The 12,631-nt window shown below is 65.4% G+C and carries 12 protein-coding genes; 8 read left to right on the top strand and 4 right to left on the bottom strand.

Features of this window, described 5'->3' with window-relative positions; genetic code table 11:
* Positions 1–8 precede the first annotated feature (8 nt).
* A complete protein-coding gene (gene ahbB / locus ACR42D_RS17170; protein WP_484568003.1) occupies positions 9–485 on the bottom strand; it encodes a siroheme decarboxylase subunit beta in 477 nt (158 codons plus the stop codon).
* 104 nt (positions 486–589) lie between these two features.
* Positions 590–2,590 (bottom strand): methyl-accepting chemotaxis protein, encoded by a 2,001-nt coding sequence (locus ACR42D_RS17175; protein WP_484568004.1) that lies wholly within the window; start codon positions 2,588–2,590, stop codon positions 590–592.
* Between the two features lie 208 nt (positions 2,591–2,798).
* On the opposite strand from ACR42D_RS17175, the gene ACR42D_RS17180 reads away from it, so the two are divergent.
* Genes ACR42D_RS17180 through ACR42D_RS17205 form a run of 6 tightly spaced genes read left to right on the top strand, consistent with a single transcriptional unit; the run spans position 2,799 to position 8,308 of the window.
* On the top strand, positions 2,799–3,791 hold the full coding sequence (locus ACR42D_RS17180; protein ID WP_484568005.1) for an NAD(P)H-dependent glycerol-3-phosphate dehydrogenase: 993 nt from the start codon (positions 2,799–2,801) through the stop codon (positions 3,789–3,791).
* A 20-nt stretch (positions 3,792–3,811) separates the two neighbouring features.
* Positions 3,812–4,537: a hypothetical protein gene (locus tag ACR42D_RS17185; protein WP_484568006.1), complete on the top strand. Its 726-nt coding sequence runs from the start codon at positions 3,812–3,814 to the stop codon at positions 4,535–4,537.
* A gap of 13 nt (positions 4,538–4,550) precedes the next feature.
* Positions 4,551–4,829 (top strand): hypothetical protein, encoded by a 279-nt coding sequence (locus ACR42D_RS17190; protein ID WP_484568007.1) that lies wholly within the window; start codon positions 4,551–4,553, stop codon positions 4,827–4,829.
* Between the two features lie 9 nt (positions 4,830–4,838).
* The gene (locus ACR42D_RS17195) at positions 4,839–6,335 is read left to right on the top strand and encodes an SDR family oxidoreductase (protein ID WP_484568008.1); all 1,497 of its coding nucleotides are present in this window, start codon (positions 4,839–4,841) and stop codon (positions 6,333–6,335) included.
* Positions 6,227–7,414 (top strand): cobalt-precorrin-5B (C(1))-methyltransferase CbiD, encoded by a 1,188-nt coding sequence (gene cbiD / locus ACR42D_RS17200; protein ID WP_484568482.1) that lies wholly within the window; start codon positions 6,227–6,229, stop codon positions 7,412–7,414. Before ACR42D_RS17195 ends, cbiD begins: the two co-directional genes overlap by 109 nt.
* 60 nt (positions 7,415–7,474) lie before the next feature.
* A complete protein-coding gene (locus ACR42D_RS17205; protein WP_484568009.1) occupies positions 7,475–8,308 on the top strand; it encodes a glycosyltransferase family 2 protein in 834 nt (277 codons plus the stop codon).
* Between the two features lie 79 nt (positions 8,309–8,387).
* Here the strand turns inward: ACR42D_RS17205 and fsa are convergent, their stop codons facing one another.
* The gene (fsa, locus tag ACR42D_RS17210; protein ID WP_484568010.1) at positions 8,388–9,038 is read right to left on the bottom strand and encodes a fructose-6-phosphate aldolase; all 651 of its coding nucleotides are present in this window, start codon (positions 9,036–9,038) and stop codon (positions 8,388–8,390) included.
* Between the two features lie 146 nt (positions 9,039–9,184).
* Here fsa and cbiE point away from each other — a divergent pair, with 146 nt between their 5' ends.
* Complete coding sequence (gene cbiE, locus ACR42D_RS17215; protein ID WP_484568011.1) at positions 9,185–10,429, top strand: precorrin-6y C5,15-methyltransferase (decarboxylating) subunit CbiE; 1,245 nt, start codon at positions 9,185–9,187, stop codon at positions 10,427–10,429.
* On the opposite strand, the gene ACR42D_RS17220 is transcribed toward cbiE, so the two are convergent.
* Positions 10,426–11,223, bottom strand: coding sequence for a substrate-binding periplasmic protein (locus tag ACR42D_RS17220; RefSeq protein WP_484568012.1), 798 nt, complete (start codon positions 11,221–11,223; stop codon positions 10,426–10,428). The genes cbiE and ACR42D_RS17220 overlap by 4 nt on opposite strands.
* 101 nt (positions 11,224–11,324) lie before the next feature.
* Here ACR42D_RS17220 and ACR42D_RS17225 point away from each other — a divergent pair, with 101 nt between their 5' ends.
* Positions 11,325–12,629 carry an MFS transporter gene (locus tag ACR42D_RS17225; RefSeq protein WP_484568013.1) on the top strand — a complete coding sequence of 435 codons (1,305 nt, stop codon included), beginning with the start codon at positions 11,325–11,327 and terminating at the stop codon, positions 12,627–12,629.
* Positions 12,630–12,631 lie beyond the last annotated feature (2 nt).

A 12,631-nucleotide genomic window follows, 5' to 3' on the forward strand; every position in this document is an offset into this window, starting at 1 on the left:
CGTGCTTCCTATTTGAAATAGACCATGGAGGTCTTCTTGAGTTCCTTGAGGGACCGGAGCGTGCAGTGGTCGGAGATGCCCACGGCCTGTTCCAGCTCGGCCACCACCTCGTCGGTCTGCCCCGGGCGCTCGCCATGGATCATGGTGTAGACGTTGTAGGTCCACTCCGGGTAGGTGCGCCGGACGTAGCAGTGGGATATCTCGGGCCGGTCCGCGAATATCTGGCCGACCTCCTCGGTGCGCTCGTCCGGCACCCGCCAGGCGACCATGGCGTTGTGGCCGTAGCCCGCCTTCTGGTGGCGCAGGGTGGCCCCGAAGCGGCGGATGATCTTGCGCTCCTTGAGGTCCCTGATGAGGTCGAGGACCTCGTCCTCGGTCACGCCCACCTCGTCGGCTATGGTCTTGAACGGTCGCTCGGTGTCCGGCAGGTCGCCGCCGGCCAGGGCGAGTATCCTTTCCTCGGTTTCGCTGAATTGTATTGCCATGGGGGGTCTATACCTTCCGCCGCCCCCGGATGCAACCGGCCCGGACGGAAAAGCCCCGCCCCGGATGGTCCGGAGCGGGGCGGAACACGCTCGGTCGTACGAAGCTAGAAGCGTTCGAATTCTCCGGAAGCTACCGGCGAATGCCCTTCTCCCGTCCCCGGAGTCCGGTGCGGCAGCGGCTGCGCACGGTGGACGACTCCATACCCGCCGGTATTATCGCTGTACCGGAAGTACCCCACGGTCTCGATCAGCTGCGCGGCCTGGCCGGAGAACTCCTCCGAGGAGGAGGACATCTCCTCGGCGGACGCGGCATTGGCCTGGACCACCTGGTCGAGTTGGTTGACGGCCATCGAAATCTGGTCCGCATTGGAGGAGAGTTCGTCGTTGGCCGCCGCTATTTCGCGGATCATTTCGGACGTATGCCTGATGTCCGGGACCATCTCGCCGAGAAGGTTGCCCGCGTTTTCCGCCACGTCCACGCTGTTCTGGGAAAGGACGGATATCTCCTGCGCCGCTGTGCCGCTTCGTTCGGCCAGCTTGCGCACCTCGGCGGCGACCACGGCGAATCCCTTGCCGTGCTCCCCGGCCCTGGCGGCCTCGATCGCGGCGTTCAGGGCCAGCAGGTTGGTCTGCCTGGCTATTTCCTCGATGATGGATATCTTTTCGGCGATGTCCCGCATGGCCGTGACGGTCTGCTTCACCGCAGCCCCGCCCTTCTCGGCCCGCTGCGCGGTACGGCCGGCGATCTCGTCGGTTTCGCGCGCGCTCTTCGCGTTGACCTTGAGCGCCTCGGCCATAGTGTCCATGGACGAGGATATCTCCTCCACGGACGCCGCCTGCTCCGTGGCCCCCTGGGACACGGCTTCCGAAGTGCCGGAGAGTTCCTCGCTGCCGCTGGACACGGCCGCGGCCCCTTCCTTGATGGACGAAGCCACCTCGCGCAACTTGTCCCGCATAAACAGAAACCGTTCGGCCAATCTTCCGATCTCGTCCCGGGAATCCACGGTCATCTCGGCATCGAGGTCGCCGGAGGCGATCCGGTCGGCAAAGGCCACTCCCTTGAGCAGAGACCGGACAATGGCCCGGGAAAGCAGCACGAAGGCGGGGAGCAGCAGGACCAAGGCGGCCAGGAAGACCCCCACGGAGCCCCACAGGGAGCTGTGCAGCGCGGTCCGCATCCCGGAGGTGGCCTCGACCGACTCCTGTCGGATGGAGTCGGCGATGGTGTCCAGCTCCGTGGCGATCACCTCGCCTTCGGCGTCCAGGGAATCGTCGATGGCGTCGAAAGCCGCCATCGTCTCCTTCTCGGCCTTTTCCCCTTTTTCGATCAAATTCTTGAGGTCCACGCTCACCCTTTTCTCGAAGCGGGGCAAAGCCTCGGCGATTGCGGCCACCGCTTTCCGTTCCGCCGCGGTGGACGCCGCGCCTTCAAGCCCGGACAGATACCGCCGCATCGCCGCGGACTGGTCCGCGATGATCTTGAGCCGTTGGTCGGAGATATGCCCGTCGGCCCGGTCGATGATGGCGTCCATGGCCGCCAGGCTGAGCCTGGTCAGCGAAAGCTCCGCCTTCACGGCCCGCCCCGCCGCCTCCAGCTCGCCCCGAGCGGAAAAGTTCTGTTCGAGTTCTTCAAGGCTCGCTTCCATTGTATCGCCGTCCTGATCCAGGACATCGTCCATCTCGGCGAATTCGGCGTCCATCTCCTCCTGTCGCCTGCCCGAGGTCTCGATCAAGTTCTTGAGCCGCACCCGGACGGCGTCGGTTAGATGTTGCAGCGAGGCTTCGATCCTTCCGAACGCCGCCTGCTCCTCGGGCGAATCCATCACCCGTTTCAGCGTCCGCCCTTTGCTCAGCAGGAACTCGCTCGTTTCATTGATCTCCTTCATACGCTCCGGCTCGATGACTCCCGAGTTCTTATCGATAATGGAGTCCATGGCGGCCAGGAGCAATTTCGAATGGGCCAGGCGCATCGCCTCCACCGTGCTCATTTGACCCTGGCGTTCGATCAGGAGGTCGGCCCCGCCGGAAACGACGCCGTTGCTCCAGACAATAACCGCTCCCAACAAAAGCAGCGCCAGGGTCACTCCCGACCCGAGTAAAGCCATTTTCCATTTCAAAGACATGTTTCCCTCACAAGGTTTGAATCAAATGAGCTATTGCTTTATCCCGATCGCCGTATTTATTTCAACTAGTTAATACCATGTTAACGCAAAGCGCATGAACGAATTCCCCCTGCCGCCTCCTCGCTCTTGCCACCGCCGAACGGTACACGTATGTTCTTTCATTCGACGAAACACCAAGGAGATCAATCGAATGAAAATAGCCGTACTGGGCGCGGGCGCATGGGGCACCACCCTGGCCGACATGCTGGCCAAAAACGGACGGGAGACCACCCTGTGGGCGCGCGAGCCCGAGGTGGCCGCCGACATCCGCAAGCATGGTGAAAACCGGGTTTTCCTGCCCGGCGTGTCCCTGTCCGAAGCCCTCAAGGTCGAATCCGACCCGGAGACGGCCTTCGGTGGGGCCGACTATTTCCTGGTGGTCATCCCCAGCCAGTTCATCCGCCCGGCGCTGTCCGGGTTCCGCGACCTGCTCCCGGACAGGCCGGTGATCGTCAACGCGTCCAAGGGGATCGAGCTGTCCTCCCTGGCCCCGGTATCCCGCGTGGTGGCCGAGGCGCTGGAGGGCAAGGCTCCGCGCTACGCGGCCCTGTCCGGCCCGTCGTTCGCGGCCGAGGTCTCCAAAGACATGCCCACGTCCGTGTCGCTGGGCTGCGAGAACCACGACCTGGGCCGCGAGTTGCAGGAGGTCTTCTCCACCCCGTATTTCCGCGTCTACTACACCCCGGACTACCGGGGCGTGGAGCTGGGCGGCGCGGTCAAGAACGTCATCGCCATCGCGGCGGGCATCGCCGACGGCCTGGGCTTCGGCCACGACGCCCGGGCTGCCCTGATCACGCGCGGCCTGGCCGAGTTGAGCCGTCTGGGCGAGGCCATGGGCGGCCAGGAGCGGACCTTCATGGGGCTGTCCGGCATGGGCGACCTGGTCCTGACCTGCACCGGCGACCTGTCGCGCAACCGCCAGGTGGGGCTCAAGCTCGGCCGGGGGCAGACCCTGGACCAGATCATCGGCGAGATGAAGGCCGTGGCCGAGGGCGTCAAGACCACCCAGTCCCTGCACGACCTGGCCGCCAAGCTCGAAGTGGAGTTGCCCATAACCGAGCAGGTCTATAAGATACTCTATGAAGGCAAGGACCCGGCCGAGGCCACCACGGACCTGATGAGCCGGGATTTGAAGGACGAATAAAAGTTCCAAAGGGCTTCAGCATGAACGTTGAACTTTTTATTGAAGAATTACCTACTGATCCCTTCACGGCCCTCTACACCGCATTGAGTCGTATCGTTACACATATAACGCATACTGAAACAAAAGCAGGTGAGTACTGGGACACAGATCTATCATTTGACGAACTGATTGAATGCATGGCTATTATTAGCGTATTAACTAAAAATGCTGACATAAACTATACCATACCAGATGTCAGCGGAGAACCAAAATCTGTTCGTCGGACTTTGGCATTTTCTATGTATTTTCTTTTTGAAGGGGTCAAACAAAGATATAATGAACAAACATCAAGACGCATGTTAAAAAATTCTATCGAAAAATATTCTCAAATTTTGACGAAAGAGTATTTCTATTACGAATTTTCCGATGGAGATCTTTCTAGAATCCAAGATTTAATAAGTACTTTAAGAAGCGACATTAACAGCAGTACTCTTTTCACAGAAGAGCATCGCAGAAGACTGTTGCTAAAACTCGAAAAGCTTCAGACCGAATTACATAAAAAGATGTCCTCACTTGATCGTTTTTGGGGTATTTTTTCTGAAACAGGGGTAATGCTAGGCAAATTCGGTAATGACGCAAAACCCTTTGTGGATAGGATTCGTGAAATCGCTGAAATAGGTTGGCGGAGCCAAGCACGCGCGGAAGAACTGCCAAGCGACTCGCCGCTCTCCCTCATAGGTAAGGATACCAAAGAACTCGACGAATAACCCGGAGGCCGCCATGCGCCGCATCGTCACCGTCACTGTTTTCGCCACGTTGTTCGCGGCCGCCCTGCTCGTCGGCGGCTGCGCCAAGCCCTGGACCCACCCGGACTACACGGGCGCGACCCTGGACCGCATGTTCAAGAACGACTCGGTCCAGTGCGAGGTCGTGGCCGGAGAGAAGTACCCCCTGGACAAGCACAAGCAGAACAAGGAATTTCTCATGTGCATGACCGACAAGGGGTGGAACTACCACCCGGACGGCGAGGGCTTCACCTTCCAGACCAAGCCGCGCTAGGAGGCCGCCATGGCAGAACGTCCGGTTCTCGTTCTCGGCTCCACGGGCTACGTGGGCGGGCGGCTGGTGCCGCTGCTGCTCTCGCGCGGCCACCGGGTGCGGGCCGCCGGGCGCAGCGTGGAAAAGATCCGCGCCCGCTCCTGGGGCGAAAAGGTCGAGGCCGTGCGCGCGGACATGCACGACCCGGAAAGCCTGAAAAAGGCGGCCCACGGGTGCGACGTCTGCTTCTACCTGGTCCACTCCATGTCCCGTCCGGGCCGCGACTTCGCCGAGCAGGAGCGCGACGCTGCCTACAACATGGTCCGGGCCGCAGGGCACGCGAATCTGAAGAGGATCATCTACCTGGGGGGGTTGGGCGAGGACCGCGAGGACCATCCCCTTTCCAAGCATCTGCGCTCGCGGGCCGAGGTGGGCCGCATCCTGACGCTGGGCCCGGCCCGGGTGACCACCCTGCGCGCGGCCCAGATCATCGGCTCGGGCTCTTCCTCCTTCGAACTGGTCCGCTACCTGGCCGACCGGCTGCCTTTCATGATCACCCCGGCCTGGGTGCGCACCAAGACGCAGCCCATCGCCATCCGCAACGTCCTCGGGTACCTGGCCGGTTGCCTTGAAAACGAGGCCACGGCCGGGCTGACGCTGGATATCGGCGGGCCGGACGTGTTGTCCTACGCGGAGCTGTTCCACCTCTACGCCGAGGTGGCCAGCATCCCCCGGCGGCGGCTGCTGCCCCTGCCCTTCGTCTCCCCCCGGCTATCCTCCTTCTGGGTCTCCCTGATCACCCCGGTGCCCATGGCCCTGTCGCGCGCGCTCATCGAGGGGCTACGCAACGAGGTGGTCTGCCGCGACGACCGCATCCGCGAACTCGTGCCCCAGGAGCTGCTGTCCTGCCGCGAGGCCATCCGCCGCGCCCTGGAAAAGACCAAGCAGCAGGCCGTGGAGACCTGCCTGTTCGACGTGGGGTCCGCCTGCATGCCCGAGTGGGCCTCGGCCGACGATCCGCTCTACGCGGGCGGCACCCGGTTCGAGATGGGCTACAAGGCCCGTCTGCAAGGCGACCCGGACAAGGTCTGGGAACAGGTGGCCCGCATCGGCGGGGAACAAGGCTGGTATTTCGGGGACCCGCTGTGGCGGCTGCGCGGCTTCATCGACCGGCTCCTGGCCGGGCCGGGCATGAAGCGGGGCCGCCCGCGCGGCGACCTGCCCCCACGCGTGGGCGACGCCCTGGACTTCTGGCGTGTGCTGGCCTCGGACAAGGGACGGCGGCTCCTGCTCCTGGCCGAGATGCGGCTGCCCGGCGAAGCCCTCTTGGAATTTACCCAGGACGCCCGGTGGGGGAACGCCGTGGACCTGGCCATGACCGCCAAGTTCCTGCCGCGCGGCCTGACCGGCATCCTTTACTGGTACGCCATGTATCCCTTCCACGTGCTGCTCTTCAAGAACATCATCGAGAACATCTCCGACCTGGCGGGCACCACCCTGTACGAGCCCGCCCGGAGGGTGCGCTAGCCGTGGAAAAACCGCTCAGAACGGGCCGGACCACCGGCTCCTGCGCCACGGCGGCGGCCATGGCCGGGGTGCGCTTCCTGCTGACCGGCGAACGGCCCCAGACCGTGGACGTGCCCCTGCCTCCGGGCGGCACCCTGGCCGTGCCGATCGAGCGCATCGAGCCCGAAGACAGCGGGGTGCGCGTGACCGTGGTCAAGGACGGCGGCGACGACCCGGACGTGACCCACGGCCACGACATCCAGGCCGTGGTCCGCGTTGAGCCGGACGGCTCCATTCCGCTCGTAGTTATCCTGGACGGGGGCCGGGGCGTGGGCCGGGCGACCCTGCCGGGGCTGCCCGTGCCCGTGGGCGAACCGGCCATCAACCCCGAGCCGCGCAAGCAGATCCAGGCGGCGGTCCGGCTGGCCGCCGAGGGGTTTGCGGGCCGCATCCTGGTCACCGTTGAGGTCCCGGAAGGCGAGACCATCGCCGGGGCGACCATGAACCCGCGCCTGGGCATTGTCGGGGGCATCTCCATCCTCGGCACCCAGGGCATCGTCAAGCCGTACTCCCACGCATCCTGGAAGGCGACCATCCGGGAGGGCTTGAGCGTGGCCCGCGCCCAGGGGCTGGACCGGGTGGTCTTCACCACGGGGAGGCGCAGCGAGCGGTTCTACATGGCCGCCAACCCCGGCACCCCGGAGACCGCCCTGATACAGGCCGCCGACTTTTTCGCCTTTTCCATGCGGGCCGCCGCGGAGCACGGCTTTTCCGAGGTCGTCTGGGCCGTGTTCTTCGGCAAATTGGTCAAGCAGGCCCAGGGGCTGGAGTACACCCACGCCAAAACCCATCCCGTGGACTTCGATCGGCTGGCCCGGCGCTGCCTGGAGGCGGGCGTCGATCCTGCGCTCGTCCCGGCCGTGCGCGGGGCCAACACGGCGGTCCAGGCCCTCGCATCGCTGGAGGGCGATCCGGCCCGTGACAATCTGCTCAAGTTGCTGGTAAAGGAAGCCGCTGGACATGCCGAAAGGTATGCAGGCGACAATTGTTCGGTTTCCTATGCGGTGTTCGACTTCGACGGCCGCGCCCTCGGAGACTAGGCCCGGCGCGCGGGGACAATGCGCGCCCGGCAGGAACGAAAACGGGAAGAAGGGGCGCAGATGGCGGTTCTCTCCGTCGTGATCCCGAGCCATGACTATGGCCGGTTCAGCGACAGACTCTTCGGCTCCCTCGCGGCGCAGACCCGGGGGCTCCATGACGTGGAAATCATCTTTGTGGACGACGCGAGCGGCGACGACTCGGTGGACCGGGCCGAACAATGGGCCGAACGGCTCGATTGCGAGCGGTTCGCCGTGGAGCGGCTGGACCGCGTGGGCAGGCCCGGGCCGGTGCGCAACCACGGTCTGGCCATGGCCCGTGGGCGCTACCTGTTCTGCCTGGACCCGGACGACGCCCTGCTGCCGGATTTCATGGCCCGGTGCGTCGAGGCCCTGGACGCCAACCCGAAGATCCACGGGGTCTACCCGGACTACTACGAGTGCACCCCGCAGGCCCGGCGCGAGACGCGGATGCCCGAATTCAACCAGGGTCTCCTGCGCACGCAGAACATCATGCCGCCGCCCACCGTGTGCCGCCGCGAGGTGTGGGAAGCGGGCCCGCGCTACCGGGCCAACACCGACTACGAGGACTGGGATTACTGGATCCAGTGCGTGGCCGCCGGAGCGCGGTTTCTGCACATTCCCGCCCCCCTGTACGAGTACCACTTCCACGACGACAACTTTTCCTACCAGGCCCGGCGAAACGACGGCCCGGCCAAGGCGGCCATCGTCCTGAACAACCCCAAGTTCTTCCACCCCGTGGTCGTGCAGTGGGCCGAGGACCTGCACCGCGAGCGGCTGCACTCCCAACCCTTCACCCGGGGCTACATCCCCTCCCCGGAAGACGTCCGCGCCCTGCTGAAGACCGTCGAGGACAAGGTCCTGCACGCCTCCTGAGCCTGGTCCGGTGAACGCATGCGCATAAAAAAAGGCCGCCCCGAGGGGCGGCCTTTCCTGTTTCACGGGCTTCAAGCGCCTATTCGCCTTTCTGGAACGTTTCCCAGTCGGCCAGGAATTTGGCCAGCCCCTGGTCGGTCAGGGGGTGGTGCATCAGCTGCATGATGGTCGAGTACGGAAGGGTGATGACGTCCGCGCCGATCAGCCCCGCGTCGAGCACGTGCATGGGATGGCGCACCGAGGCGACCAGGATTCTGGTATCAAAGCCGTAGTTGTCGAACATGGTCCGCATCTGTTCCACGCCCTCCATGCCGGACTGGCTCAGGCCGTCGAGCCTGCCCACGAAGGGCGAGACGTAGGTGGCGCCGAGCTTGGCCGCGAGCAGGGCCTGGGTCGGCGAGAAGACCAGGGTCACGTTGGTCTTGATGCCGCGCTCGGTCAGTTCGCGGAGGGCCTTGAGCCCCTCGGGGATCATCGGGATCTTGACCACCACGTTGGTGCCGAAGGAGACCAAATCCTTGGCCTCCTTGATCATTTCCTCATGGCTGGTGCCGATGACTTCCAGGGAGACCGGGCCGTCGACCATCTCGCAGATGAGCGCGGCCTGTTTGCGCCAGTCGCCGCCCTCGCGGGACATGAGCGTCGGGTTGGTGGTCACGCCGTCGAGCAGGCCGAGTTCACCCACTTCGCGGATCTGGTCCAGGTTGGCGGTATCGAGAAAGAATTGCATGGTTCCTCCTAAGTGGTCGGGCAGGACGCGCCGGGTTTGCTCGGGTGTGATAACATAAACAAAATAAAGTGAAAACCTTCCGCAAGGTTTTTCACCTCCCGCGCATTGCCCTTCCCCCCCGGCCCGGTTTCGTTTACATAGAGGCAATGACCAAGATGGAACCCGTCCGCATCATCGGGCTGCCGCCCGGCTCCCTTGTCCCCACCGCCTCCGCGGCCGAGGCCCTGGCCGAGGCCGATCTCGTGGTCGGCGGCACGCGGCTGCTGGCCGCCTGCCCGGACACGCTCATACCGGAGAAAGCCCACCGGCTGGCCATCGCCGGACCGCTCAAGCCGATCATCGAGGCCGTGCGCAAAAACGCTGGCAAAGGGCGCAAGGTGGTGGTCCTGGCCGACGGCGACCCGCTCTTCTTCGGCATCGGCAAGCGGCTGGGCGACGAGCTGGGCCGCGAGAATCTGCTCGTGGAGCCGAGCCTGTCGACCATGCAGCTGGCCGCTGCCCGGCTGGCCCTGCCGTGGCAGGACATGGACTTCGTCTCCCTGCACGGGCGCGACGACTTTTCCCCGCTGTACGCCGCATTGGTGCGCGCGGACCTGATCGCGGTCCTCACCGACGCGGTGAACACGCCCGCCGAGGTGGCCCGCGCCCTGATGGAGCGCGGCGCGGATTGTTTCTCCATGACCGTGCTCGAGAACCTGGGCGCGCCGGACGAACAGGTCCGGCCCCTGTCCCTGGCCGAGACCTGGGGCATGGAGTTCTCGCTCCTCAATCTGGTCATTCTGGAGCGCCAGTACCCGCCGGAAATCGCCCTGTCGCTGGGCATCCCGGACCATTTTTACCTGCACCAGAAGAACCTGATCACCAAGCTGCCCGTGCGCGCGGCCGGACTGGCCCACCTGGGCGTGGCCCCGGACTCCACGGTCTGGGACCTGGGCGCGGGCTGCGGGTCCGTGTCCATCGAGGCCTCGCACCTGGCCCGGCGCGGCCGGGTCTTCGCCGTGGAGCGCAACAAGACCCGCGCGGCCATGATCCGCGAGAACATCCGGCGCACCGGGGCATGGCTGGTGGACGTGGTCCTCGGCGACATGCCCGGGGCCCTGGAAGGACTGCCCGAGCCGGACCGCATCTTCATCGGCGGGGGGCTGGGCGGCGAGGCCAACCAGGACACCGTCCTGCTCGACACCGCCTGCCGCATGCTCAGGCCGCGCGGCCGGATCGTGGTCCACTGCATCCTGCTCGACTCGCTGCACGCGGCCAAGGACCACTTCCAGTCCCTGGGCTGGCACTTCGGCGTGACCCAGCTCCAGGCATCGGCCACGGACTCCCTGGCCGGCGACCTGCGCTTCAAGGCGCAGAATCCCGTTTTCGTGCTCTGGGCCGAAAAGCCCTAGGGGGCGTTCCGCCGACTCTTCGTCCCCTGGCCGCCGAGCGGCTCGCGGGACCGGCTGCAGTAGCGGTCCACCAGCCGGTCGTAGGTCCCGTCCCGGCGGATGGCCTCCAGCCCCTTGTTGAAACGGTCCAGGAGCTCGCGCGAACCGGGATAGGTCCTGGAGACCATGAGGTGCTGCGGATTGAGATTCCAGGGGGTCGGAGTGGACCGGAAAAGATGGGCCCGGCTGGGGAAGATGCGGTTGATCAGGGTCCAGCCCACCAGCTCGTCCTCGGCGAACAGGGCGGCGCGCAGCTCCCACAGCCTGCGCACGCCCGAGGCCTCGCCCGGCGCGTAATCCACGGTCAGCCCCTTTTGCCTGAATATCTCCTCGTAATAATGGCCCGAGGTCCCGGCGATGGTGTAGCCGCGCAACGCATCCAGGGAGGTGTAGTCGAATGCGCCCATCCGCCCCTTGAGGTAGAAGAAGACGTTGCGGCAGGTCCAGATGGATTCGCTGAACCAGGCGTACCCGGCGCGCTCCTCGGTGCGGGCGTAGGGGTAGGCCCCGAAGGCCTCGCCCTCCCGGATCATCATGGCGCAGCGCCGCCAGGGCCGGTACAGGACCCTGGTCTCCAGCCCGGCCTCGGCAAAGGCGGCCGAAACGATTTCGGTCAGCAGGCCGGGGCGCTCTCCCTTGCCCAGCACATAGGGCGGGTACTCGTCGGTCACGAGGACCACCGGACCCTCGGCCCGGACCGGAAGGGAGAGGGACAGGACCAGGGCGGCGAGGACAAGGACGGCTTTCCGGGACATGCTTCACGGTAACACGCTCTTTTCCTGTTTGCCTCTATTATTTTCATCCGGGCGACAGCTAGTGGTGGCACACCCGGAGCGCATGTATTACCGTGGGCGCCATGTCCGAAGCCTCTTCGCCGCCGCCCTCCGGGCGCTCCCCCGCGCCGCGACCTATCCGCGCCCTGTTCTCCTGGGCCCTGTACGACTGGGCCAACTCCGGGTTCGCGGCCCTGGTCCAGACATTCGTCTTCGCCGCCTACTTCGCCCGCGCCGTGGCCGAGAACGAGACCCTGGGCACGGCTTGGTGGGGCAACATGATGGGCGTGTCCGGACTCGTCATCGGCCTGGGCGGCCCCCTGCTCGGGGCCGTGGCCGACCGCACCGGGCGGCGCAAGCCCTGGCTGGCCGCCTTCACCGGACTGTGCATCGCGGCCACCGGACTGCTCTGGTTCGTCCGGCCCGATCCGGCCTGGGTCTGGCCCGCCCTGCTCCTGGCGGGCGCGGGGACCGTCGGCAGCGAGTACGCCATGATCTTCTACAACGCCATGCTCCCGGACCTGGCCGACAAATCGCGCATCGGCCGCTGGTCGGGCTGGGGCTGGGGGCTGGGCTACGCGGGAGGGCTGGTCCTGCTGGTCGTCGCCCTCTACGGCCTGGTCCAGCCGCCGGGCTGGTTCGGCGTGCCGCGCGCGGACGCCCTGAACGTGCGCGCGGTCATGCCCCTGACCGCCCTCTGGTATCTGGCCTTCTGCCTGCCGCTCTTCCTGTTCACCCCGGACACACCGGGAACGCGGGTCCCGCTCAAGCGCGCCGTGGCCGAGGGCGCGGCCCAGCTGCGCCGCTCGCTGGGGGACCTGCGCCGCCACAAAGACATCGCCCTGTTCCTGCTGGCCCGCATGTTCTACAACGACGGGCTGACGACCATGTTCGCCTTCGGCGGCATCTACGCGGCCGGGGCCTTCGGCATGAACCCCGGCGAGGTCATCGTCTTCGGCATCGGCCTGAACGTGACCGCCGGGCTGGGCGCGGCCTCCTTCGCCTGGCTGGACGACCGGCTGGGGCCCCGGCTGACCATCATCCTCTCCCTGGTCGGGCTGACCGTGCCGGGCGCGGCCATCCTGCTGGTGAAAAGTAAGACCCTGTTCTGGATTTTCGGGCTGGCTATCGGTATATTCGTAGGGCCGGTCCAGGCCTCGAGCCGGTCCTGGCTGGCCCACGCGGCCCCGGCCGAGTTGCGCAACGAGATGTTCGGCCTCCTGGCCCTGTCCGGTAAACTGACCTCGTTCATCGGCCCGTTTCTGGTGGGCTGGCTGACCCTGGCCACCGGCAGCCAGCGGCTGGGCATGTCCGCCGTGGTCGGCCTCTTCGCCCTGGGCCTGATCGGCATGTTCTTCGTGCCCGCAGTAAAACGCAATCAGGAGTGAAC

Origin of the sequence: Pseudodesulfovibrio sp. lm2024 (assembly GCF_051175575.1) — a bacterium.
Taxonomy (GTDB): Bacteria; Desulfobacterota; Desulfovibrionia; order Desulfovibrionales; family Desulfovibrionaceae; genus Pseudodesulfovibrio; species Pseudodesulfovibrio caledoniensis.

Bases quoted from the DNA above. Each gene is read 5' to 3' on its own strand.
- ahbB (WP_484568003.1), bottom strand. From the start codon at position 485: ATGGCAATACAATTCAGCGAAACCGAGGAAAGGATACTCGCCCTGGCC.
- ACR42D_RS17175 (WP_484568004.1), bottom strand. From the start codon at position 2,590: ATGGCTTTACTCGGGTCGGGAGTGACCCTGGCGCTGCTTTTGTTGGGA.
- ACR42D_RS17180 (WP_484568005.1), top strand. From the start codon at position 2,799: ATGAAAATAGCCGTACTGGGCGCGGGCGCATGGGGCACCACCCTGGCC.
- ACR42D_RS17185 (WP_484568006.1), top strand. From the start codon at position 3,812: ATGAACGTTGAACTTTTTATTGAAGAATTACCTACTGATCCCTTCACG.
- ACR42D_RS17190 (WP_484568007.1), top strand. From the start codon at position 4,551: ATGCGCCGCATCGTCACCGTCACTGTTTTCGCCACGTTGTTCGCGGCC.
- ACR42D_RS17195 (WP_484568008.1), top strand. From the start codon at position 4,839: ATGGCAGAACGTCCGGTTCTCGTTCTCGGCTCCACGGGCTACGTGGGC.
- ACR42D_RS17205 (WP_484568009.1), top strand. From the start codon at position 7,475: ATGGCGGTTCTCTCCGTCGTGATCCCGAGCCATGACTATGGCCGGTTC.
- fsa (WP_484568010.1), bottom strand. From the start codon at position 9,038: ATGCAATTCTTTCTCGATACCGCCAACCTGGACCAGATCCGCGAAGTG.
- cbiE (WP_484568011.1), top strand. From the start codon at position 9,185: ATGACCAAGATGGAACCCGTCCGCATCATCGGGCTGCCGCCCGGCTCC.
- ACR42D_RS17220 (WP_484568012.1), bottom strand. From the start codon at position 11,223: ATGTCCCGGAAAGCCGTCCTTGTCCTCGCCGCCCTGGTCCTGTCCCTC.
- ACR42D_RS17225 (WP_484568013.1), top strand. From the start codon at position 11,325: ATGTCCGAAGCCTCTTCGCCGCCGCCCTCCGGGCGCTCCCCCGCGCCG.